This window comes from Gammaproteobacteria bacterium, from assembly GCA_024235095.1.
Lineage (GTDB): Bacteria > Pseudomonadota > Gammaproteobacteria > Competibacterales > Competibacteraceae > UBA2383.
In genome coordinates this window covers 882,067-905,181 of sequence record JACKNC010000001.1, presented here as the reverse complement: position 1 = coordinate 905,181, position 23,115 = coordinate 882,067, and the positions used below count along the sequence as shown (strand labels likewise).

At 56.1% G+C, this 23,115-nt stretch carries 24 protein-coding genes and 1 pseudogene; 17 read left to right on the top strand and 8 right to left on the bottom strand.

Translation table 11 applies throughout. The features are described 5' to 3' along the window. Positions 1-4: 4 nt before the first annotated feature. The 3 genes and pseudogenes from H6973_03885 to H6973_03875 all read right to left on the bottom strand — a co-directional run bounded on the left by H6973_03885 (position 5) and on the right by H6973_03875 (position 2,400). Entirely contained in the window at positions 5-1,765 is a 1,761-nt protein-coding gene (locus tag H6973_03885; GenBank protein MCP5124796.1) for a DUF4214 domain-containing protein, read from the bottom strand. Between the two features lie 118 nt (positions 1,766-1,883). Continuing rightward, positions 1,884-2,006, bottom strand: a pseudogene (locus H6973_03880) (amino acid ABC transporter ATP-binding protein). 124 nt (positions 2,007-2,130) lie between these two features. Next, complete coding sequence (locus H6973_03875; GenBank protein MCP5124795.1) at positions 2,131-2,400, bottom strand: hypothetical protein; 270 nt, start codon at positions 2,398-2,400, stop codon at positions 2,131-2,133. 126 nt (positions 2,401-2,526) lie between these two features. On the opposite strand from H6973_03875, the gene H6973_03870 reads away from it, so the two are divergent. Next, positions 2,527-3,015: a hypothetical protein gene (locus H6973_03870; GenBank protein MCP5124794.1), complete on the top strand. Its 489-nt coding sequence runs from the start codon at positions 2,527-2,529 to the stop codon at positions 3,013-3,015. Positions 3,016-3,090: 75 nt separating this feature from the next. Here H6973_03870 and H6973_03865 read toward each other — a convergent pair whose 3' ends face one another. Continuing rightward, complete coding sequence (locus tag H6973_03865; GenBank protein MCP5124793.1) at positions 3,091-3,600, bottom strand: hypothetical protein; 510 nt, start codon at positions 3,598-3,600, stop codon at positions 3,091-3,093. 155 nt (positions 3,601-3,755) lie between these two features. Continuing rightward, positions 3,756-4,136: a hypothetical protein gene (locus H6973_03860; GenBank protein ID MCP5124792.1), complete on the bottom strand. Its 381-nt coding sequence runs from the start codon at positions 4,134-4,136 to the stop codon at positions 3,756-3,758. Here H6973_03860 and H6973_03855 point away from each other — a divergent pair. Continuing rightward, the gene (locus H6973_03855; protein MCP5124791.1) at positions 4,119-4,937 is read left to right on the top strand and encodes a hypothetical protein; all 819 of its coding nucleotides are present in this window, start codon (positions 4,119-4,121) and stop codon (positions 4,935-4,937) included. The genes H6973_03860 and H6973_03855 overlap by 18 nt on opposite strands. A 536-nt stretch (positions 4,938-5,473) precedes the next feature. On the opposite strand, the gene H6973_03850 is transcribed toward H6973_03855, so the two are convergent. Both H6973_03850 and H6973_03845 read right to left on the bottom strand, forming a co-directional pair. Beyond that, entirely contained in the window at positions 5,474-7,930 is a 2,457-nt protein-coding gene (locus H6973_03850; GenBank protein ID MCP5124790.1) for a CHAT domain-containing protein, read from the bottom strand. A gap of 27 nt (positions 7,931-7,957) precedes the next feature. After that, complete coding sequence (locus tag H6973_03845; GenBank protein ID MCP5124789.1) at positions 7,958-8,251, bottom strand: hypothetical protein; 294 nt, start codon at positions 8,249-8,251, stop codon at positions 7,958-7,960. Positions 8,252-8,595: 344 nt separating this feature from the next. Between H6973_03845 and pstS (H6973_03840) the strand changes: the two genes are divergently transcribed. From pstS (H6973_03840) to H6973_03770, 15 genes are all read left to right on the top strand, one after another. After that, positions 8,596-9,585 carry a phosphate ABC transporter substrate-binding protein PstS gene (gene pstS, locus H6973_03840; GenBank protein ID MCP5124788.1) on the top strand — a complete coding sequence of 330 codons (990 nt, stop codon included), beginning with the start codon at positions 8,596-8,598 and terminating at the stop codon, positions 9,583-9,585. Positions 9,586-9,670: 85 nt separating this feature from the next. Further along, entirely contained in the window at positions 9,671-10,648 is a 978-nt protein-coding gene (pstC, locus tag H6973_03835; GenBank protein MCP5124787.1) for a phosphate ABC transporter permease subunit PstC, read from the top strand. Continuing rightward, on the top strand, positions 10,645-11,550 hold the full coding sequence (pstA, locus tag H6973_03830; GenBank protein ID MCP5124786.1) for a phosphate ABC transporter permease PstA: 906 nt from the start codon (positions 10,645-10,647) through the stop codon (positions 11,548-11,550). The genes pstC and pstA overlap by 4 nt, the downstream gene beginning before the upstream one ends. 21 nt (positions 11,551-11,571) lie before the next feature. Further along, the gene (locus H6973_03825; protein MCP5124785.1) at positions 11,572-12,399 is read left to right on the top strand and encodes a phosphate ABC transporter ATP-binding protein; all 828 of its coding nucleotides are present in this window, start codon (positions 11,572-11,574) and stop codon (positions 12,397-12,399) included. 22 nt (positions 12,400-12,421) lie between these two features. Continuing rightward, positions 12,422-13,462, top strand: coding sequence for a phosphate ABC transporter substrate-binding protein PstS (pstS, locus tag H6973_03820; GenBank protein ID MCP5124784.1), 1,041 nt, complete (start codon positions 12,422-12,424; stop codon positions 13,460-13,462). Positions 13,463-13,474: 12 nt separating this feature from the next. Further along, positions 13,475-14,152 (top strand): hypothetical protein, encoded by a 678-nt coding sequence (locus H6973_03815; protein ID MCP5124783.1) that lies wholly within the window; start codon positions 13,475-13,477, stop codon positions 14,150-14,152. Positions 14,153-14,228: 76 nt separating this feature from the next. Further along, a complete protein-coding gene (locus H6973_03810) occupies positions 14,229-14,738 on the top strand; it encodes a hypothetical protein (protein ID MCP5124782.1) in 510 nt (169 codons plus the stop codon). A gap of 89 nt (positions 14,739-14,827) precedes the next feature. Continuing rightward, a complete protein-coding gene (locus tag H6973_03805; protein ID MCP5124781.1) occupies positions 14,828-15,601 on the top strand; it encodes an ABC transporter permease in 774 nt (257 codons plus the stop codon). Between the two features lie 85 nt (positions 15,602-15,686). Next, the gene (gene gmd, locus H6973_03800; protein MCP5124780.1) at positions 15,687-16,721 is read left to right on the top strand and encodes a GDP-mannose 4,6-dehydratase; all 1,035 of its coding nucleotides are present in this window, start codon (positions 15,687-15,689) and stop codon (positions 16,719-16,721) included. Next, entirely contained in the window at positions 16,705-17,598 is an 894-nt protein-coding gene (locus H6973_03795) for a GDP-mannose 4,6-dehydratase (GenBank protein MCP5124779.1), read from the top strand. The genes gmd and H6973_03795 overlap by 17 nt, the downstream gene beginning before the upstream one ends. Positions 17,599-18,035: 437 nt before the next feature. Further along, on the top strand, positions 18,036-18,779 hold the full coding sequence (locus H6973_03790) for a hypothetical protein (protein MCP5124778.1): 744 nt from the start codon (positions 18,036-18,038) through the stop codon (positions 18,777-18,779). Further along, a complete protein-coding gene (locus tag H6973_03785) occupies positions 18,689-19,162 on the top strand; it encodes a hypothetical protein (GenBank protein MCP5124777.1) in 474 nt (157 codons plus the stop codon). Before H6973_03790 ends, H6973_03785 begins: the two co-directional genes overlap by 91 nt. A 52-nt stretch (positions 19,163-19,214) precedes the next feature. Beyond that, positions 19,215-19,904 carry an IS630 family transposase gene (locus H6973_03780; protein MCP5124776.1) on the top strand — a complete coding sequence of 230 codons (690 nt, stop codon included), beginning with the start codon at positions 19,215-19,217 and terminating at the stop codon, positions 19,902-19,904. Next, on the top strand, positions 19,905-20,270 hold the full coding sequence (locus tag H6973_03775) for a transposase (GenBank protein ID MCP5124775.1): 366 nt from the start codon (positions 19,905-19,907) through the stop codon (positions 20,268-20,270). Between the two features lie 391 nt (positions 20,271-20,661). Next, entirely contained in the window at positions 20,662-21,720 is a 1,059-nt protein-coding gene (locus tag H6973_03770) for an IS110 family transposase (GenBank protein MCP5124774.1), read from the top strand. Between the two features lie 319 nt (positions 21,721-22,039). Here the strand turns inward: H6973_03770 and H6973_03765 are convergent, their stop codons facing one another. Next, positions 22,040-22,891, bottom strand: a complete 852-nt coding sequence (locus H6973_03765) for an IS5 family transposase (protein MCP5124773.1) — start codon at positions 22,889-22,891, stop codon at positions 22,040-22,042. Positions 22,892-23,115 lie beyond the last annotated feature (224 nt).

The window sequence follows — 23,115 nt, the reverse complement described above, 5'->3', positions numbered from 1 at the left end:
TTCTTCAGAATCCGAGATTCAGCATGAAGTCCAGAAATTCCTGTGAATACAAGAAGAATGTCATCACGTCATTGCGTCGCGCACCGCCGGCCAACTGCTCCAGCCAGAATGCATAGCCTGCTTCATCCGGTTCGCGCTGAAAGAAGGTGAGATACAGGTTCGTGATGAATTGCTGGTCAGTTGTATTGCGCGCCAGATATTCGTCGCTGTTAAAGAAAAAGTTGGCCATTTCCCGGAAGATTGGCTTAACGTCGATGGGCTGCGTCTGACTCTCCGCGATCAAATCTTGCCAATAGGTCAGTCCTTCCGCTTCCGGAGGGCGTTCGAGAATGGACTCGTAGTAGTGGATGATGAGTGTGGTAGCCGCGTCATGGTCGCTGCCCACCCGCCAGACATGGACCACCGGTTTGCCGCCATCGGCCAGATACTCCAGGACGTACAGCAAATCGTGTGCGCGGTCATAGGCGACGTCACCAATGCGATAACGGCGCTGGTTGCCTGTTCCCACGCTGATTTCATCCCAAACGGGGGGATTTAAGTAAAGGTGCTGGTCGATGTCCAGCGAGGCGTAAGGTTGGGGTTGCCACGATTCCAGTTCTCCCGACACGACCCGTGCCAGATCCGCTGGATCAAAAAGAATGAACTGAGCGTCGAAGCGGGTGCTCCACCAACCGCGATAACTGGCGCAGTTGCCCTCGGCTTCATCGCAACAACCGGCGAAATCCTCGGCAGGACAGGCGTCTCCATTCGCCAGGCGGCAGGTCACGAAGTCTGTGACGTGGTGATCCACGCAAGGGTATTCCGAGCCGCGCGCATTGATATAACCATACCAGTACTTGGCGCCCGTGCTCTTGGCGCCGGCGAACAGCACCGCGGATTGGCCCGAGGTCGTCGTGATCCACGCGCCGCCTTCCCATTCGTCGGGATGTTGGTAGCCGTTCATGGCGCGCACGATCTGATCGGTGTTGTAGGCGTTTTCGTAGAGCAGCAAGGGTGTTTCGGTCAGCACGGTCCCGGAAGGCGGCGCTGTGCCATCATCCCGCCAAGGGCGATAGGCGAATAGCGTCGGCCCCATGCCGCCTTGGCCGCCATCGCGCATCCGTCCAGTACCTAGATAACGACCATGGGCATAGGCATCCGCCCAGGTAGCGGGGATTTCGAACAAATAGGCGTTGACGCTGTACAAGTTCTGATTGCCGATGAACCAAACGCCCTGAAAATCCGGGTTGGTTAAAGTAGGATTGAACCAGCCTTGGGATGGGGTGTTTTCCGGTTGCAGATGCTGGCCCCAAGTCAAATGGATCTTGGGGCCGGTGGTGGGATGATTCAGGTAGGCCAGGCCCACCTTGGGGATTTCCTCCATGTCGTGAAAGTAATTGGCGACGACTTCATGAAAGTTCTGGATAAAGCTGGCGTAGGGCAGATCGGTCAGGTTGCGGGAAATAACCGGTTCGGGAATGCTGATCTCGGCGACTTGATTGCCATTGGGGAGGGCTCCGTAGGCGATGCGGTCGTGACCCATGACGAACAGCGAGCCGGGGTAGGCGTCGGTATTTTCGGGATCACCGTCCGGATTGAAGGTCATAGCGTTGCCGCCATAAGCGAAGGTTTGCGGCGGGGTTTCATCGCCGGGCAGGCGGAATGCGCCGAGGTAGGTAAAGTCGTTAGTAGTCAGCCGGTTCGTGGCGTTGGCGGGAATGCAGATCGCGCTTAGCGCCAATAACAGGAGCAGAATAACTCTGATACTCAGGATATGAGGCAACATAGTGAGACCTCTTGTGAGTCATAGTGAGCGTACCGTCGATAAAATTCCCTTATTTAGAGTAGAGAAATTCGGATAGGTTGAGTCAATTGTGCAAAATCTGACTCAAAAACTGGGCCGTCAGGTTGATGTCTTTGAGAACGTGAAAAGCGCCGTACCATTTGTGGACGCTTTCCATTTGAATCATCACTTGATCAGATAGCGGCGGGGTAGTAAGAACAGTAGAGGTTGTTGATGCGTTCATTGGGAGAAATTCCTAACGCTTGTGGCCAGTGTTTATCAGGTCGAACAGGCCAATAATCAGCACCAGGGAGGGGCGTTGGTGCATAAATAAACTGAGGGCGATATTTTCCCCTCTCTCTGTTTTTTCAAGACAGAATAGCCCTGCAAGGGACGGAAACGGGCATGCCGAGGTAGGTCATGACATTCAAGGCGGCCACTCGGACATGCACCTCCGTGACCTGGGTTTCGAAAAGGCGGGAGGCCAGGCGCTCACCGAACCGTTGTTTAAAGCGGTAGATGCCATGTTCGGCGAGACTGCGGCGATGATAGCCGACGGCTTGTTTCCAGGTGGACAACCCCTGCTCGGTGATGGCGGCCAGCGCTTGGGTGCGAGGATGATCGGCTTCCCACGGCACGGCATTCTCTCGGGGCGGCACCGCCACCGTCGCCTCGCGTTCCATATCAAGACGGCGCAGGCGCGTGGGTTCATGCCGGAATGTATTGTCTTTGATAGTTGGTACGGTAGATTGGAGAATTTTAAGTTGATCAATAAGCTGGGATGGGTGTGGCTGACCCGGCTGAAGGCTAATCGCTGGGTCAACCCCGACCGCAATGGCTGGTGCCCGGTGGCGCGGGTCGTTACCGATGCCCAGGGGACTATCGTGCATCTGAAAGGCTCTGGGCTGATTCGCCTGTTTACGATCGCCGCCCCAGACGGCGGCAGAGAATGGTGGGCCACCCACGATTTGAACCTGACGGGGTTGATGCGGGTGCGGATGGCCGGTTATGCCTGGACCATCGAGCACTATCACTGGGGGATCAAACAATTCTGCGGCGTCGAGCGGGCGCAAGTGCGCGCCGCCCGTGCCCAGCGCAACCACATCGGCTTGTGCTTGCGCGCGTTTCTTCGCCTGGAACGGTATTGTTATCACGCGGGTATCAGTTGGTTCGAAGTCAAAATAGCCATCATCCGACCGGCAGTACGCGCCTATCTAGCCAATCCGCTTTACACGTTACCAGCAACTGCGTAAGTCCTAGCCCTAATCCGCCCTACACAGAATTTAACAGCCCTGCCTTTTTCAAAGGGGGGAGGTTCCACAACAGCGTCATTCAACATAAGCGCCGATTGCAGGTTGTGACGTCGTTTTGGATGAGAAACACTGAGGACAATCGTCATCATCAGGGTCATGCAATTGATTGCATTCATCGCAAATCCAAAGCGAGCTTTCGCCATCGGGCAGGGCATAGCGATTATGATGACCACACGACTCAAGCCAGTTCAAGCTATTAAAGGGGGGGCCTTTCTCGGTACTAAAAATTTGCGCGAGCTGTGCATCATTCAGCCCCAAAATCTCTTTTGCGCCGGCTTCCAGCCAGAGGATAAAGCGCCGCCGGCGTTCAAGCGACATTGTTCTAAGGGCGCCTCGCGACTGCTGCGCACGCATTTCTTCGACCGATAGCGTACTAACACACTCTTGAAGCCGGATCACCACCGCCGCCAAGGCGCGGTCGTTGTGATGGGCATTCTCATCGTCAGATAGCGTATCCAGTGCGGCGCGGGTCGCCGATAGAGCAACATCAAGGTGAGAAATGATTGCAGTAAGATCAGTCTGCATTTTAGCGATTCCTGTTGAGACCCAGTCAGGGCAAGTCATACAAGAAAGACGCCAAGATTGGATTTATGTCAGGGTCTATTACGTTTTTTTACGTAAATTCTTGCAGTTACCTAAGATTATCGAAGGTTTCATCCTGCGTTGAGTTCAACAACATTTCACTGGGGAATGATCGACTCCACCCACACTAGCGGATCGCGCCCGCCCAACCGCTGTTCGGCCGCCGCGGCCGCTTGCGCGAGAAGGGCTTCCGCATTCTGCTCGAACTGCTCCCAGACATCAGCCGGAATTTCCTGCCGGACCTGCTCCAGCCAAGGGCGATAACGCTCGATTTTGTTCTGATCCTGGATGGCTACCGCCAATTGCTGGTGCAGCAACGCCGCCGCCAGCGCCGCCTCCATTTCCTCTGCGTTCCCTAGCAATGAGGTTTGCAGTTCCAGGTTGATCAATTGCCCGAAGCGGTCGTCGATGGCGCGACCGATTTGCCGCGACCGTTCGGCAAGCGCCAGCGCCTGATCGACATGGCCCGCCGTCGCCACGGTGCGGGCCAGATAGCCGAACGCGGCCTGTTCGCCCAGGCTACTCCGAATTTCCTGGAAAACTGCGAGGACATCCAGAAACCGGCCGAACGCAGCCGCCGGCTCGTTTCGGGCCAGCAGCAGCCGCCCCAGACTTTGCAGGCAGTTGGCTTCGCCCAGGCGGGCCTGGATGGCGCGGAAGAGGGGCAGAGCGGCTTGGTAGTGCCGGTCGGCGGCGGCCAGGTCGGCCTGCCGCAGCGCCAGATCACCCAGCGCTTTCTGGCAGTTGGCTTCGCCCAGGCGGGCCTGGATGGCGCGGAAGAGGGGCAGAGCGGCTTGGTAGTGCCGGTCGGCGGCGGCCAGGTCGGCCTGCCGCAGCGCCAGATCACCCAGCGCTTTCTGGCAGTTGGCTTCGCCCAGGCGGGCCTGGATGGCGCGGAAGAGGGGCAGAGCGGCTTGGTAGTGCCGGTCGGCGGCGGCCAGGTCGTCCTGCCGCAGCGCCAGATCACCCAGCGCTTTCTGGCAGTTGGCTTCGCCCAGGCGGGCCTGGATGGCGCGGAAGAGGGGCAGAGCGGCTTGGTAGTGCCGGTCGGCGGCGGCCAGGTCGTCCTGCCGCAGCGCCAGATCACCCAGCGCTTTCTGGCAGTTGGCTTCGCCCAGGCGGGCCTGGATGGCGCGGAAGAGGGGCAGAGCGGCTTGGTAGTGCCGGTCGGCGGCGGCCAGGTCGTCCTGCCGCAGCGCCAGATCACCCAGCGCTTTCTGGCAGTTGGCTTCGCCCAGGCGGGCCTGGATGGCGCGGAAGAGGGCAGAGCGGCTTGGTAGTGCCGGTCGGCGGCGGCCAGGTCGTCCTGCCGCAGCGCCAGATCACCCAGCGCTTTCTGGCAGTTGGCTTCGCCCAGGCGGGCCTGGATGGCGCGGAAGAGGGGCAGAGCGGCTTGGTAGTGCCGGTCGGCGGCGGCCAGGTCGGCCTGCCGCAGCGCCAGATCACCCAGCGCTTTCTGGCAGTTGGCTTCGCCCAGGCGGGCCTGGATGGCGCGGAAGAGGGGCAGAGCGGCTTGGTAGTGCCGGTCGGCGGCGGCCAGGTCGGCCTGCCGCAGCGCCAGATCACCCAGCGCTTTCTGGCAGTTGGCTTCGCCCAGGCGGGCCTGGATGGCGCGGAAGAGGGGCAGAGCGGCTTGGTAGTGCCGGTCGGCGGCGGCCAGGTCGGCCTGCCGCAGCGCCAGATCACCCAGCGCTTTCTGGCAGTTGGCTTCGCCCAGGCGGGCCTGGATGGCGCGGAAGAGGGGCAGAGCGGCTTGGTAGTGCCGGTCGGCGGCGGCCAGGTCGTCCTGCCGCAGCGCCAGATCGCCCAGCGCTTTCTAGCAGTTGGCTTCGCCGCCGCGATCCCCCTGCCGTTCGGCGTCGCGCAGTCCTCGTCCCGCCAGCGTTGCCCAGCTTTCCAGGCGATCAAGCAAATTCAGCAGGTTCTTCCCGGCGCTCGCAATCTGCGCCAGCGCCGAACCTCCCGGCGATCGTGTCTCCCATGCGACGACCCAGCCGCTCAACGCCAGCAGCGTGTCTTCCTCCAGCAGCCAGCGTTCCGTCCACACCGGCGACTGATCGCGAATAAGACCCTCATTGCATTGCTCGATGTAATCCGCATACGCCGGCAGCGCCCGGGCGAAATACGTATCGCGCGCCAGCGCCGCCTGTTGCCGCCGGTGTTCAGCGTACCAGTGCAGCGGCACTGGGTAGAACGTCCGTTCCCGGTTCCATTCCAGCAGGTGATAGCGGTACAGGTGATCGAGCGCCAGGCTATCGGGTCCGCCGGTCACCGCCAGCGCCACCGGTTCCGGCAGTCCGGCAGGAAACAGCGACAGCGCCAGAAACGCTTCCGCCGCGTCCGGATGTCGCCGCCCGAGCACGTCGAAGGAAAAGTCGATGGACGCCACCAGACTGCGTATGCGGTCCTGACTGGCGGACGACAGCGAGTCGAACACGTCCGCCCGCCCGATCAACGCCGGGTCGGCGATAGCCTGGGCTTTCAGTCGTTCCAGCCGCTCCACGATCCGCGACAGCGACGGGTTGCGCCCCTCGAAGTGATGCGATACTAGCCAGATGGATCGCGGATGCCCGTCCAGGAAACCCAGCAGACGCTGCCATTCCGGCTGTTGCGGCCAGTCCTCCCGCAACGCGCCGATCTCGCGCAACTCCGACAGCAGCAACTGTTCGGTCTGCTCCGGCGACAGCGGCGGGATATCGACCTGAATTTCCCGCTCCTGCGTGCAGCTAACCGGCCAACGGGTCGTCAGCAGCACCACCAGCTCCGGCGCGCCCGCCAGCCATGCGTTTAACTGCTCGCGGAACGCGCTCTGGCTGTGCTCGTCCGCCATCATGTCCTCGGTGTTGTCCAGCAGCAGCAGCGTCGCCGGCTCCGCCGCCAGCGCGCCGGCCAGCGCTTCATCGGTTTCCGGCGGCTTTTCCAGACCCAGCCGGGCACCGATCAGCCCGCGCAGAATCCCCGGATTGAAAGTCCGCTCGATCTTGCAGAACACCAGCCGTCGCCGGAAATCCTCTGCCAGCAACCGGCGGGTCGCTTCCAGTCCCAGTTCGGTCTTGCCGATGCCCGGCAGCCCGACGATGGACACCAGTCGATGCCCGCGCAGCTTGCCGAGAATCTCCGCCATCTCCTGCGGCCGCTCCAGAAAGGTCGTGCGCCGCGGCGGCAGCGCCGCCGTCGCCACCGGCGCCGGGCGTGGCTCGGCAAGCACCGGCGGCCGACCCAGAAACACCGGTACGCTCCAGGCGCCGGTCCCGTTCTGATACGCCTTCACGCGGGCGCGGGCCAGCGCGGCGGCTGGATCTTGTCGCTGATGCAACAGCAATTCGTAGAACTGCCCGACCAGCAGCGCGCTGCCCCGCACTGGTAGATTGGCCTGGGTCGCCACCACCGCCGGCAGATCGGCCCCGCTCGGCGCGAGCAACTGTTGCGCCACGCCGGACAGCATGTGCGCCGTTACCTGTGCCGTCCGGCAGGAGCACAGAAACGCCAACTGGACGTTGCGGCACTGTAACTCGTTCGCCAGCCGTTGTGCGTCCACCAGATCGAGTTCGCCCTGCGCTCCGTGCAGCGCGATGCCGCCCAAATCTTCATCGCGGAATCCATGCGCCAGGATATGCACGAAGTGGCAGGGCGTGGCAGCGAGCGCGCGGCCAATGTCATCGAGACTCGCCTGCGGGCACACGGTCAGATGATCGCCGAACAGCCCGCGCAACGCCTCCTCGTGCGGCGCGGGATCGAACGGATCGCCCGCGCCCGGCGGGCAGGCCCAGGCGAACAGCAGGCGGGGTTGCGGTGGATGCTCGAAGGCGCGCGGCGGCATACGCGCGAAGCAACGCCTCACCGCGCTGCCGGGCCGGGCGAACAGGAAGCCGGCGGCGTCGTGGAGCAGTTCCAGCGGTAGCCGCGCCAGCCGTTCCGTACCGGGACCGAAAATCACGGTCAACGCCAGCGGTTGCCCCGCCGCGCTGCTGGCGCTATGGATGCCCTGCCAGGTTTCCCGCATCGCGGCGTTCCCGAACAGCGCTGCGAACAGATGCCGGCCGAACGCCTGATGCTGGGCATCGCCGGTGTCGTTGCTGACGTAGGCGCGCTGGAACTCATCCCAGGTCTTGCCGTCCGGCAGGGGAGGAACCGCGTTCAAATCCAGTTCCAGCGCGCCCTGATGGCCCTGGTTGTCGTGCAGGATCAAGTGGACCTGGTGGCGGATCGAACTGTCGTCAAGATTGGCGAACAGAAATAGCGGATGCGGTTCGACCGGCGCGAACAGACTCATGGGATGCCCTGCTGCTGCGTGAGAGGATCAATAGTCTTCGTAGTCGCGGAATAGGGCTTCGACGCGCAAGCGCAAGTCCTGATCGGAGACGTTCGGTTTGCGCTTGACCCGCTTGAGCGCCTGGTAGACCTGTTCCTGCAATTCGGCGACACGGTCGCGGCCGAAGCGGCGCTGCACGGCCTTCAGATAATTATAGGCAGCGGTGCCGATCACGCCGCTAGCCACGGCGCTCGCCAGCCAGAGGGCGATTTCTGTAAAGTTGCTGAGATCGAGTACCGGTTCACGGCCGTTCGAGTCAGTGGTCGGGGGTTGAGCGTTCATGAGATTTTGCCTGCCGGGATTCCAAGCACGTCGTGCAAGTGTTGCCGTTTGTGTCGCAAAGATATGTTGCACTAGGAATAATACTATTTAAATGACATTGCAAGAGGCGCTACCGCAGAACCTCCTCCCTCACCCTCCCTTACTAAAGGGGGAACGGAACATTTTCACATTAAAGTACTTAAATGTTACATAGGCTGTAACAATTCCGAAATATTCTCCAAGCATAATAGGTGGGAGTAGTTAGTTATTGGTTTTTTTTAACAAGTCAGCCTACGGGAGAATATATCTTGAATAAGTCTTTCATATCCGCAGCCGTTTTCGCTTTTTCCGTGGGGGTTGTCAGTATGACCGCAGCCTCTGCCGAAGAACTCCGACTGACAGGTTCCGGCGCCAGCTTTCCGTTCCCGATCTATTCTTCCTGGTTCAAGGACTTCAGCAAGCAGACCAAGGGCGTCACCGTTGACTACCAGGCCAAGGGCAGCGGTGCTGGCATCCAGGATTTCGTTAATAACACCGTTGATTTCGCCGCCAGCGACGCGGCGATGGACGACGAGGAAATCGCTAAAGTCAAGCAGGGCGTGGTGTTGTTGCCCATGACCGCCGGCGAGATTGTGCTCTCCTACAATCTCAGCGGCGTCAAGGAACTCAAACTGCCGCGCGATGTGTACGTGGATATCTTCATGGGCAAGATCGAGAAATGGAATGATCCGAAGATCGCTGCGGCCAACCACGGCGTCAAACTCCCCGATGAGAAAATCACCGTCGTCGCCCGCTCCGACTCCAGCGGCACGACCTATGTATTTACCGGTCACCTCAGCGCGGTCAGCGAAGAGTTCAAGAATACCGTTGGGCATGGCAAGACCGTGCAATGGCCGAAAAGCTTTGTGAAATCGCCCAAGAACGATGGCGTCACCGCCACCATTAAGCAGACTCCCGGCGCAATCGGGTATATCGAATACGGCTACGCCATTGCGACCAAGCAGCCGATGGCGGTCCTACAGAACAAGGCGGGTAACTTCGTGGCCCCTGGCGACAAATCCGGCAAGGCCGCCCTGGCCAGCGCTGAGTTTCCGACCAGTACGTTACCTGGTTCCGATACCCCCGACTTACGGGTTTGGGTCTCCGATCCCGCTGGCGATCAGGCTTACCCCATCGCTACCTTCACCTGGATGTTGTTTTACCAGGATCAGGACGACAACAAGGCCAAGGCGTTGCGTGAACTCGTCGAGTACGGCCTGACCAAGGGCCAGGCGATGGCGCCGAAGATGGGTTATATCCCCTTGCCGGACAATGTCGTTGAGAAAGTCAGAGCCGCCGCCGCGTTGATCCAGTAATCCCGCGTTTGATACCCAGCCCTCCCCTCGCCAAGCGGGAGGGTTTTGTTATCTGTTATTAAAACCGGAACTTGCTGAGTGAACCATGGCATCATATCAATTTGATCACATTGACCGGACTGGATCGGTCACCGGCCCTCCCTCTGGAATCGATTATGCGTTTGACCGGGGATTTCGCGGCATCGCCTGGACTAGCGCCGCGCTGATCCTCGCGTTGGTGGCTTACATCATCGTCGAGATCGGCGGCAAGGCGCTGCCAGCAATGACTGAATATGGCCTGAGTTTTTTGACGTCGACCACCTGGAATGTTCAGGCAGAACAATTTGGCATCCTCCCGGAAATCTGGGGCACACTTTACAGTTCGCTGCTGGCCTTGGTCCTCGGCGGCCTGTTCGGTGTGGCGATCGCCATTTTTCTGACCCAGGATTTCCTGCCCAGCCGCCTGGCGGTCGTCTTCCGCACCATTATTGAATTATTGGCCGCCATTCCCTCGGTGGTGTTCGGCCTCTGGGGCATCTATGTGCTCATTCCGCTACTTCGTCCGGCGGCAAACTGGCTGCACGACGAATTTGAATTTATCCCATTTTTTGGCACTTCGATGAGCGGTCCTGGACTCGCGCCCGCCGCGCTGGTGCTGGCCATCATGATCCTGCCGACGGTCGCATCCATTTCTGTGGATGCGATGCGCCAGATTCCCTACAAGGTCAAGGAAGCGGCCTATGGCATGGGGACGACGCGCTGGGAAGCCATTCTTAAGGTTATGCTGCCGACCGCTGGCTCCGGCATTCTCGCCGCGCTGGTGCTGGGCTTCGGTCGCGCCCTGGGCGAAACCATGGCCTTGGCCATGCTGATCGGCAATTCCAATCAGATCAGCCTATCGCTGTTTGCTCCCGCTAACACCCTGGCGGCCTTGCTGGCGTCCAATTTCCCGGAAGCCGGTGAAGTTGAGGTCCAGGCGCTGATGTACGCCGCCCTGGCGTTGTTGGCGATCACGCTGATTGTCAATGTGGTTGGCTTGGCGGTCATGAAATTCGCCACCCGGAAATTCGAGGCTGAACGATGAGCGAGCCTAATTTAATGGCTGAATCGATGATTCAAGCTACCGCGCCACGCTTGCCCAGTCTCCGCCGCACGCCTTTCGAGGGCCGGGCGCTGAAAAGCGGATTTCTAACCGGCTTAACCTGGGTGATGGCGGTGCTCGCCAGCATTCCCTTGTTCTCTGTGATTTATATGCTGCTGGTTGAAGGCGGTTCGCGGCTGGATTGGGAAGCCATCACCGCCCTGCCGCCTTCCGCCTTTGAAATGGGCGGCGGCTTCGGCAACGCGATTATCGGCACCCTAGTCATGGTCGGCATTGCCACGCTGATCAGCGTGCCCATCGGTCTGTTCGCCGCCATTTATCTGGCAATCCTTGATCCCGACAGCAAGCTGGCGCACACCGCGCGCTTTCTGGCCAAGGTGCTGACCGGCTTTCCATCCATCCTCGCCGGCGTGTTCGTCTATGCCGCTATGGTTGTGACCATGAAGACCTATTCCGCATTGGCAGGCGGCGTTGCTCTGGCCGTGCTGATGTTGCCGACTGTGGTGCTGGCTGCGGAACAGGCCATGACCACTGTGCCGAAGAAAATGAAGGATGCGGCGTTTGGCATGGGCTGCACTCGCGCCCAGGTCATTTGGAAAGTCGTGTTGCCCACCGGAATGCCCGGCATTTTAACCGGGGTGATGCTGGCGGTGGCCGGCGCCGCTGGTGAATCGGCGCCGCTGTTGTTCACTGCGCTGTTCAGTAACTATTTCCTGTCGAGCCTGACCGAACCGACCGCTTCGCTGTCCATCCTGATTTTCAATTTCTCGGGTATGCCTTACGACAACCAAATTGAACTGGCCTGGGCGGCGTCGCTGGTTCTTGTGCTGATCGTCCTGGTGCTGAACATTACCGCCCGTTTTATTGGTCGCCAGAAATTCTAAGGCTTGTGAGGTCATCGAATGATGAATGCAATAGCAGAAACGGCGGCGGTTGAATCCGCCCCGGCTATCACCCCCGGCAATGTGGTGATGAATTGCGAACTCCAGAAAATCTTCTATGGCGATTTTCTGGCGGTGCGCAACAGCCATGTGCCGATTGAGAAAAACAAGATCATTGGCTTTATTGGCCCCTCCGGTTGTGGCAAGAGCACCGTGTTGCGCAGCCTGAACCGGATGAACGATCTGATCCCGGTCTTCCGCTTCGAGGGTAAGGTTACTTACCACGGTCAGGACATCTACGACAAAAAAGTCGATCCGGTCGTGGTGCGCCGCTATATCGGCATGGTGTTCCAGCAACCGAATCCGTTCTCGATGAGCATCTACGATAACGTTGCTTTCGGCCTGCGCCTGAACCGCTTTAAGGACAATATGGATGAACGGGTGGAAAAAGCGCTGCGCGGCGCGGCGCTGTGGAATGAGGTCAAGGATAAGCTCAAAAACAGCGGGTTATCGCTCTCCGGCGGCCAGCAGCAACGCTTGTGCATTGCCCGCGCCATTGCGACGGAACCGGATGTGCTGTTGATGGACGAACCCTGTTCGGCGCTGGACCCGATCGCCACCCGCAAAGTCGAAGAGCTGATGCTGGAACTCAAGGAGAATTACACCATCGCCATCGTTACCCATAACATGCAACAGGCCATGCGCGTCGCCGACACGACAGCTTTTTTTGCAGTGGACATTTCTCAAGGCAGCCGCACCGGTTATCTGGTGGAAATGGGGCCGACTCAGCAAATCTTCGAGAATCCCCAGCAGCAATTGACTCGGGAATATGTCCGTGGCGAATTCAGTTAAAGCCCAAGGAGGCGTCATGGCGATGCGCTGGCTATTAGCGGCGATGGCCGCGTTTGGATTGATGGGCGGGGTATCTACGGCATTTGGGCAAACCTTGGTAGAGGGCGTAGGCGTTGCGTTGCAGGGGGCCGGAGCGACTTTCCCCGCGCCGCTCTACCGCAAATGGATCGATATTTATACCCGGATGAATCCGAACGTCGCCATTGATTATCAAGCGGTCGGCAGCGGCGAGGGAATTAAGCGGTTTCTGGCGGGCGTCGTGGATTTCGGTGCCAGCGACGCCGCGATGAGCGATGAGCAGATCAGTCAGGCGAAGGCGGGGGTCAAATTAATTCCTGCCACGGCAGGCATCGTGGTGCTCGCCTACAATCTGCCGGATGTAAAGGGAGCGTTGAAATTAAGCCGGGAGGTTTACGCCGATATCTTCCTGGGCAAAATCCGCGTTTGGAACGATCCGCGCATTCAGGCGCTCAACCCTGACCTCAAGTTGCCCCGACAGACCATTACGCTGGTCGCTCGTCTGGACAGCAGCGGAACGACCTATGCCATGACCAATCATCTGAACGCCATCAGCGAGGAGTGGCGAAAAGGTCCCGGCGTGGGCAAGCTCGTTGACTGGCCAGGCAATACCATGATGGCTTCCGGGAATGAAGGCGTTGCCGCCCGCATCAAGCGCAGTTGGGGAGCCATCGGTTATGTAGAATACGGCTTCGCTAAGCATCTGGGTCTGCCCATGGCCTATCTGGAAAACAAAGCCGGACGGTTCGTTGAACCTGCCCCAGAGAGTGGCCAAGCAGCGATCGCGGCGAATGTCGACCTGATCCCAGGCAATTTGCGTGTATTTCTCCCGGACCCGGAAGGCGAGGATGCCTACCCGATTGTGACTTTCACCTGGCTTTTATTGCATGAGCGGTATGAGGATTCACGGAAAGGCGCTGCGGTCAAGCGCTTCGTGGATTGGACGCTGACCGATGGGCAGGGCTACAGCGCTGATATGGGTTATATTCCCCTGCCGGATGCTGTGGCGACCACTGCCCGCGTGGCGGTCAACGCCGTGCAGTAAGGAACTACAGGATTGTTGTTGAATCTCCTGGCGATTGAGGCGTCTTTACGCCGGGTGCAGCAGGAGTTTGAAGTCATCAACCAGCGGTTAAACGCCCAGCGTGACCCGCTGAGCGATGAGGTTGTTGAAAATTTGTTGGCCGGTTATCAGTTCGTCGATGCCCTGGTTGAGTCCGGCATCGACGTTTTTTCGATGGGTCAGCATCACCATCTGCTGGAATTGAATACACTTGTCCTATGTGGTCAAAATCCGGCTCGTCGCGCCGAATTTGCCCCGCATATCGCCGCTACCGAGCGCCGGTTTTATGAAGAACGCGAAGGCGGCATCGAGGATCTTGTGGAGTGGCGCTCCCGTCATTGGAACGAATCGGTCTGGAAACTGGCTGCAGGCGCCTACATGCGCATTCTCAGCAAACCGCAGCTTTTTATCGAAGGCAATCACCGCACCGGTGTGCTGATCATGAGCTATGTGTTGCTGCGCAAGGGTAAGCCGCCTTTTGTGCTCAGCGTGGACAATGCCTTGGCCTATTTCGATCCTTCGACAGTGATCCGCGATACCAGCAAGCTTGGCGCGATGGCGCTGTTCCGCTTGCCGGGCATCAAAAAGCGCTTTGCCCGATTTCTGGAAGAACATACCGATGAGGTTTATCTTCTCGCTCCGGATTCATTTGAGTGTTTGAGGTCGTCCTGACGCTGTATTGAATGATTGCGCCGATTATGGATTTGCGACCCATCGGCTTCCGATTAACTCTACTGTGGATAAATATGTGCGGATTTCTTTTGATATTGACGATACGTTGATATGCGGGCCGTCCACGCCCACCGAGCAATACGTTCCCTGGTGGGCGCGCTGGCGATATACCGAACGCCTGCGCAGTGGAACCCGCGAACTCATGAATGAATTAACCCGGAGAGGCTGCCGGATTTGGATTTACACCAGTTCGGATCGCCCTGCTTACTACCTGAAATCCTGGTTCAGAAGCATGGGGATTCCAGTGGAGGGGGTGATTAACCAGACCCGGCACGAACAAAAGGTCGGCCTGCGTGGCCCCTCGAAATACCCGCCAGCCTTCCAAATTGACCTGCATATTGACGATTCGCTGGGGGTTGCCATGGAGGGTATGGATCATCAGTTTGCAGTCTTGGTCATTTCGCCAGAGGATCGCGGTTGGGCAGAGCGTGTGCTGAGCGAAGTGGACACGCGAATCCGTTCAAATTCCCACTGGAGCGCCCGGCGACTCGCGCCAAGCCGGCTATTCGATGTGAGGCGGATTTAAAAGCGCCAGCCCTTCCCGCCGGAAATCGCCTAAAATGCCAGGCGATACCCGGACACTTGACGCTCCCTTGACAACCGCTTGACGCTCCCATGCCTATTCACGCCCAACTGATCGCCCTGCAAACTATCCTGATCAAGGAAACTCTGCGTTTTCTGCGCATCTGGATTCAGACCATTCTGCCGCCAGCAGTGACAACCGCCCTGTATTTCATCATTTTCGGCAAATTGATCGGCGCGCAAATCGGCCCGGTGGAAGGGCTGAGCTATACCCAGTACATTGCGCCGGGTCTGATCATGATGGCGGTGATCACCAATTCCTACGCCAACGTGGTGTCCTCGTTCTACAGCGCCAAGTTCCAGCGCCATATTGAGGAAATGCTGGTCTCGCCGCTGCCAAACGCGATTATTGTACTCGGCTTCGTGGGCGGCGGATTGGCGCGGGGTCTGGCGGTGGGCATCGCGGTCACCGCAATCTCGCTGTTCTTCGCCGACCTGCATTGGCAACATCCCGTGCTGACCTTCGCCGTGATCGTATTGACCTCGGTGCTGTTCGCGCTCGCGGGATTGATCAACGGCATTTACGCCAAGAGCTTCGACGATATTTCCGTCATCCCGACTTTTGTGTTGACGCCGCTGATCTATCTGGGCGGGATTTTCTACTCCATCAAGATGCTGCCGGATTTCTGGCAGCAGGTCTCGCTGTTCAATCCCATCCTGTATATGATCAATGCCTTCCGCTTCGGTATCCTGGGCGTTTCCGATATCGATATCCAGGTAGCGTTTACCCTCATCCTATTGTTCATTGCCGCCCTGTTTGGCTACAGTCTATGGCTACTACAACGGGGAACCGGGATTAGGAGTTGAGGATTGGGGACCGGCTGCGCCGGATTTCGGGAAGTCGACCCGTTTAAATTTTAAACTTTACCAGATTCATCCAATCGAGGAACCGATGAAACGTGCAATTATCACGGGCGTCACTGGTCAGGACGGCGCGTATTTGACCCAACTCCTGCTTGACCGGGGCTATCGAGTTTATGGAACGTATCGCCGCACCAGTTCCGTCAATTTCTGGCGAATGGAAGAGCTGGGGCTGCTCGATCACCCGGAACTGCAATTGGTCGAATACGATTTGACTGATCCAGGCGCCAGCATCCGTTTGTTGCAACAGGTGGAACCTGAAGAAGTGTACAACCTGGCTGCTCAGAGTTTCGTCGGCGTCTCTTTCGAACAGCCGGTCACCACCGCCCAGATCACGGGTATCGGTCCATTGCACCTGTTGGAAGCGATCCGCACCGTCAACCCGAACATTCGCTTCTATCAGGCATCGACCTCGGAAATGTACGGCAAAATCCACGAACTGCCGCAAACCGAGACCACGTTTTTCCATCCGCGCAGTCCCTACGGCGTGGCCAAACTGTTTGCCCACTGGGCCACCGTCAATTACCGTGAATCCTACGGACTGTTCGCTTGCAGCGGCATCTTGTTCAATCATGAATCTCCCTTGCGCGGCAAGGAGTTCGTCACGCGCAAGATCACCGACGCCGCTGCCTGCATCCACTTGGGGCAACAGGATATGCTGGAACTGGGCAATCTCGACGCCCAGCGCGATTGGGGTTATGCGCCGGAGTATGTGGAGGGCATGTACCGAATGTTGCAGCATTCCGAGCCGGACACCTACGTTCTGGCCACGAATCAGACCTGGACCGTGCGTCATTTCGTGGAGTTGGCCTTTCAGGCGGTCGGCATCGAACTGACCTGGGAAGGGCAGGCGGAAAACGAGGTCGGGCGCGACGCGCGAACTCACCAGGTCCGGGTCCGGGTCAACCCCCGTTACTATCGACCCTGCGAAGTGGACATCCTGCAAGGCAGTCCGGCCAAGGCCCGGGAGCAACTGGGTTGGGAGCCGCACACCGATCTAGCCGAGTTGTGTCGTTTGATGGTCGAGGCTGATCTGCGGAGAAACCGGCGTGGGTTCTCCTTCTAAAACTGTTCTGATCACTGGCGCGCGCGGTTTTACCGGTCAACATCTCCGCGCGCATTTGCGAAACGCTGGCTGGCAGGTCGTCGGACTGGTCCGTGAATCAGCGCATGACGCGGACGACATTTGCGCTGACCTGATGCATCCTGAGCAACTGCGCGCCGCCCTGGAGACGGTTCAACCAGATTACATCGTCCATCTAGCCGCCATCACTTTCGTCCCTCACGGCGATCCTCTGGAGATTTATCAGACCAACCTGTTGGGTACGCTCAATCTGCTCGACACCATTCTGGCAATCGGCGGGCAACCCCACAAGGTGCTGATCGCCAGCAGCGCTAATGTGTATGGCAATCCCCCCGTAGAGGTGATCGACGAAACCATCTGCCCAGCGCCGGTCAATCATTACGCCAACAGTAAACTGGCGATGGAGCATATCGTTCGCATTTATCAGGACCGGCTGCCGATTCTGATCACTCGTCCATTTAACTATACGGGACCGGGTCAGGACGAACGTTTCCTGATTCCTAAGATCGTCAGCCATTACCGTCAGCGGCAACCGACCATTGAACTGGGTAATCTGGAGGTGATCCGCGATTTCTCCGATGTGCGTTTCGTGGTGGAAACCTATCGACGGTTACTGGACAGTGAGGTCGCCGGGGAAACGGTCAACATTTGCTCCGGCGTGGGCGTAGCGCTCGGTGAAATCATAGAAAGTATGAACCGGATTGCCGGTTACTCAATCGAGGTGCGGGTCAATCCCGCCTTCGTTCGCGCCAACGAGGTGCATCGGCTCATTGGCGATAATCACAAATTACGCCGGTTGATTGGCGAATTGCCTGCGTATTCTATGGACGATTTGCTGATGAGTATTTATCAATCCTGAGTTCACCTTGGAGCCAACGCTCGGACACACCGACGACGCGTGCGTTCTAATATAGCCTTGCTAATGATTATCCCTACATTATCAACGAACTGAGTGTTAATCAAATTGTCTAATAACTGTAGAAAACCTCTTTAGAGACTCTAAATTTATAGAGGAGGTGCTACGATGAACGCTGAATGGCTGTTTGATGCACGTAAAATTCCTGATGAAGTGATGAACTATATTCGGTGAATTGGGGTTCGAGCGGTTGAAGAGAAGCATTATAGCCCAGAACTTGTTGCTGATTTTTTAGGTATTGATCGAACGAGTATTTACAGCAATTCCCGGCCTCTTGAAAAGTTCTATTTAATCAGTGTATTATAAAAAGTCGTTTCTTGGCCTCAATTTTGAATTTTTTGGCATGTTTGGATTTAAGACGCATCCGGTGTGGTTTGATCATGAAGAAATTACCTTCTCGCCCTTTACCAAACGCTTTAAATCAATCGGTGTCAGCACCGGCGTTGTTAAACCAAGCATGCCAGGCTTTTGAAAAGATCCCTGACCCCTGCCGTTATGGTCAGCAATTTTCATTAACCGATGTTCTGATGTCTGGGTTAGCAGTTTTCTGTTTAAAGTATCCCTCCTTGTTAAAATTTGATGAGCACCGCAATGAAGCGCGAATTCGTGCGAATCTAAAAGCATTAGATGGTGTTCAACAAGCGCCCTGTGATACACAGATGCGGTCGATGCTTGATCGGGTCGATCCGATCGAAGTTCGCGCACCCTTCATTCAAATTAACCAGCGACTTTATGAGCGAGATATTTTGGAAGGTTTTCGTTATCTTGGGTGTTTTTTAATCAGTATTGATGGCACAGGAGAATTCGCTTCATCACACATTCATTGCCCGCAATGCTGTACCCGCCAGCATCGAAATGGTGAAATCAGTGATTATCATCAATTGTTAGGTGCGGTGATGGTTCATCCTGACCAGAAACAAGTCATACCCCTGTTTCCTGAAGCCATTACGCATCAAGACGGTCAAACCAAAAACGATTGTGAAGCGAATGCCAGTAAACGCCTGTTAAAAGCACTGCGTGAAGCGTTTCCAAAGTGGCCTTTGCGGGTGGTCGAAGATCGCCTATCGGCAAACGGTCTGCACATCAAGTTATTGAAAGAATTGTTGGTTACATTATTTCTGTAAAACCTGAGGGTCAAGACGCGCTCTTTGCGGAGGTTAAACGTCGTATTCTCAAGGGTCAATATGAAGAATTTGAGGTCTTGGGAGATGACAAAATTCTCCAGGGCTATTGGTGGATTAATGAGATTCCTTTGAATAAATCCCATCCCGATTTACTCGTCAATTTTCTCGATTATTGGGAAATTCGCGACGGCAAAGAATTTAACTTTTCCTGGGTAACTGAGATTAAACTCACCGCAAAAAATGTATCCCTTGTGATGGAAGGAAGTCGCAGCCGTTGGCATATTGAAAACCAAGTCTTCAATACCCTGAAGAATCAAGACTATAGGCTTGCCAACGATTATCCCTACATTATCAACGAACTGAGCGTTAATCAAATTGTCTAATAACTATAGAAGACCTCTTTAGAGACTCTAAATTTATAGAGGAGGTGCGGCAATGAACGCGGAATGGATGTTTGATGCACGTAAAATACCGGATGAAGTGATGAATTACATCCGGCGTATTGCGGTTCGCGCGGTCGAAGAGAAGCATTATGGTCCGGAGCTTGTTGCTGATTTTTTGGGTATCGACCGAACGAGTATTTATGATTGGCTTCGCAACTATCGTTATGAAGGAGAAGAAGCCCTGGATACCCGGAAAGCGCTCGGCGCCACGTGTGTGATGACTCCGGATATTGATCGATGGTTAAAAGAAACGATACTCAATACGACGCCGGCGGATCATGGCTATGATACGGTTTTATGGACTTTAGAGATCATGGTTAATTTATTGAAAGAGTACTTTGGTTTATGGGTATCGGATGCCACGGTTCGTCTGCATTTACATCAATTAGGACTGAGTTGTCAAAAACCTTGTTATCATGCCTTAAACCAGGATCAGGAGGAAGTTAAAAAGTTTATTAATGAAGAATTTAAAGAGATTCAGAAGCGGGCTCAAGAACTTGGAGCGGATATTGCGTTTCAGGATGAGTCATGGGTTCAAGGCCATACGCGTTCTGGACGGACGTGGGGCTTAGTCGGTCATCCGCCTGAAATTAAAGTGAGTGATGACCGGGGTGGGTTTCACATTTTATCGATGGTTACGGCGACGGGCGAGTTAATATTTGAAGTGACCACTCAAAAATGAGTGAGTGGGGTTTTCATTGCCTTTTTAGAGAAGGCATTAGAGGGTCGAGAGCGCCCATTAATTGTCATCACGGACAATGCGTCTTATCATACCTCGAAAGAAGTCAAAGCCTTTCTTGAGACGCATCGAAAACAAATCCGCTTGTTCTTTCTTCCCCCCCACTCGCCAGAGTTAAATCCGGATGAACAGGTTTGGAATGAGATCAAAAATGATCATCTGGAAAAGGAGCCAATTAAAAACCGGGCTGATTTCAGAGCGCGCGTTTATTCTGCTTTGGAAAAGCTAAAAGAATTTCAGGAAAGGGTCAAATCATTTTTTAGGCTCCCTGATACTCAATACGCTAATCCTGAAAAAGCTCCAGCATGATTTTTGTGGGGATAACTATTAGCAAGACAATAGCATATTACTTGCCAGGAGAAACAGAAGTCTTCGAGTGTCAAAATCCCATTTGGATCTCGCCGTGTCAATACGTGATCGGCCAAAAGATTCCTATTCTTATCAATCCGCGAAACCCAAAGCATGCCCACTCTAAGAACACGATACTTCTCTTTACTGCGTCCCTAGTCCTTTTAGGACTTGGAATATTAACGTTGGTCACAGTAATAAATGGATGAGAATTAATCCTAATAAAGAGATGCAACATAATCCGCCTTAGAGACTAATGGAATGGTCCGCCCCGCTCCTCCAACGAGCCCAAAGCGGGCGAAATAGTGAATGCTGACTCACATCATATTAACCGAGATAACGGAGCGGACCCATGAAAGAGTATACCAATGAGCGCGTCATTAAGGTTGTCGGCATTGATCTGGCCAAGCGGAGTTTTCACGTTTACGGCGTGGACGAGAACGGTCAACGGGTGATCCGCAGGACCTTCAACCGGGTACGTCTGAGTGAATTCATGGCGAATCTGCCCGCCTGTACGGTGGCCATGGAAGCCTGTGGCAGTGCGCACTATTGGGCGCGGCAGTTCCGGGAGGACGGCCATGAGGTACGGTTGATCGCGCCCCAGTTCGTGAAGCCCTTTGTGAAATCCAATAAAAACGACGCCGTCGATGCCGAGGCGATTTGCGAAGCGGCCCAGCGGCCCAGGATGCGGTTGGTGGCGATCAAGAGCGTGGAACAGCAAGATATCCAGGCGATTCACCGGATGCGCAGTTTGGGGGTGGAACGCCGCACCGCCCAGGTCAATCAGATTCGCGGTTTTTTGTTGGAATACGGCATTGAAATCCCGCAGGGGCGTGTGGCGGTGAACCAGCGCCTGCCGGAGATTCTTGAGGATCCAGAGAACGGCCTCAGCGAGCGCTTCCGGGCTGAGCTACGCGAGTTGGCTGACGAACTCCGTCACTTGGATGAACGGGTTGCTCATTATGACGCCCAGATTGAGACCCTGGCGGAAAGCCATCCGCAGGCGCAAGCGTTGATGACGATCCCCGGTCTGGGCGCCAAGGGCGCGACCGCGTTGGTAGCGGCCGTCGGCGAGGATCCCCGACTCTTTAAGAACGGGCGGGGTTTGGCGGCTTGGCTGGGCCTGGTGCCGCGCCAGCACTCCACCGGTGGACGGGACCGCTTACTGGGTATCAGTAAACGGGGGGATGTCTACCTGCGGCAGTTGCTGATTCATGGCGCCCGCGCCGTGTTGCGCTGGGTCGAGCGCAAGGACGATCCGACGAGCCGCTGGGCCCGGGGACTGAAAGGCCGTCGCCATGCCAACGTGGCGGCCGTCGCGTTGGCCAACAAGATCGCCCGGATCGCCTATGCGGTGATGACGACCGGCCAGCCCTATGATGCGGCCAAAGGCGCTCTGGCTCCGGTTTGAGTCTTTCTACGCTTCATCCGCGACCCGGTCGCTACGACCACCCCAGTACCTCCCACCATAAGTTGCGAAGAGTGAATCTCACGGTGATGGCATGAAAGACCAGTTCTGCATTTCCGAAAACCTGATTCGTACAAAAGCCGGCTCTGCCGAGACTGCGAGACTGATAAGGACGGAGATGCGCGCGAATTCCATCAGGGCACGAGGGCAGGCGAGCGCCTCAACACGATGCCGGATATATGGCCGCAACTTTTCCTTCAGCCAAACGGCGATTTCCTCTTGCATCGCGGGGCGGACCATATATGTACGAAAACTTAATATCCTACGCAGCCTCTAAAATGGGTTCCTGCAATAATTCACGATTCTTAAATATTTTTCGCAACATTAATCGAATTGAAGCAAGGTAGACTTGACTTTGACTCGATGCAGGCTTCCTTTCGTAATCTCTACTTAATCGACGAGATCGCCCCAACCAAGCGAGGCTTCTTTCAACAACCCATCGCCGAGGTAAAACCTGAAATCCTTTCTCTTCTTTATTTTTGTTAACAACTTCAATCGTGCAGTTAAAGTTTTTCTCAAGCCATTGAGCCAGGGGCTCACCTTGATAAGCACCATCGGCCCAAACTTTCCGGATCGTATTGGCGATGGATAGCCCACCTTGTAATACCTGTGGTGCGCCTTTTACATCCGGAATATTCGCGGCATGCACCCCGACATAAATTAGACAACCCATTGTATCCACTAGAATATGCCTTTTTCTTCCTTTAACTAACTTGCCTCCATCCAATCCTGTTTCATCCGCACATTCCTGAGTGCCTTTCACCGATTGGCTATCAATGATCGCGGCGCTTGGGGTCTCATTTCGCCCTACTTCTTGACGAAATTTTTGGTGAAGCGCCGTGTTAATTTTCTCGAAAACACCGTTATTGATCCATTGATGATAATAAGTGCTGACGGTGGTATACGCCGGAAAATCTTTGGGAAGATATCGCCACTGACAACCCGTTTTATTGATGTAAAAAATTGCATTTAAAATCTCGCGGAGATCCACTTCTCGGGGACGTCCTCGCGTATTTGGCTCGCGTTCTTCCAAAAGGGGTTGAACCCTCTCCCATTCCGCATCGGTGAGATCACTGGGATAGCGATTAAACGGTTTTTCCTTCGGCCAAGACATCGCGTACCTCGAACAAAAATTTCGAAACTAAAATAATTTGGGCTTTTTTGGGTAATTCTATCAAAAAAACAATAAATAAAATAAATATGTTATTTTTCGTACATATATGGTCCGCCCCGCGATGCAAGAGGAAATCGCCGTTTGGCTGAAGGAAAAGTTGCGGCCATATATCCGGCATCGTGTTGAGGCGCTCGCCTGCCCTCGTGCCCTGATGGAATTCGCGC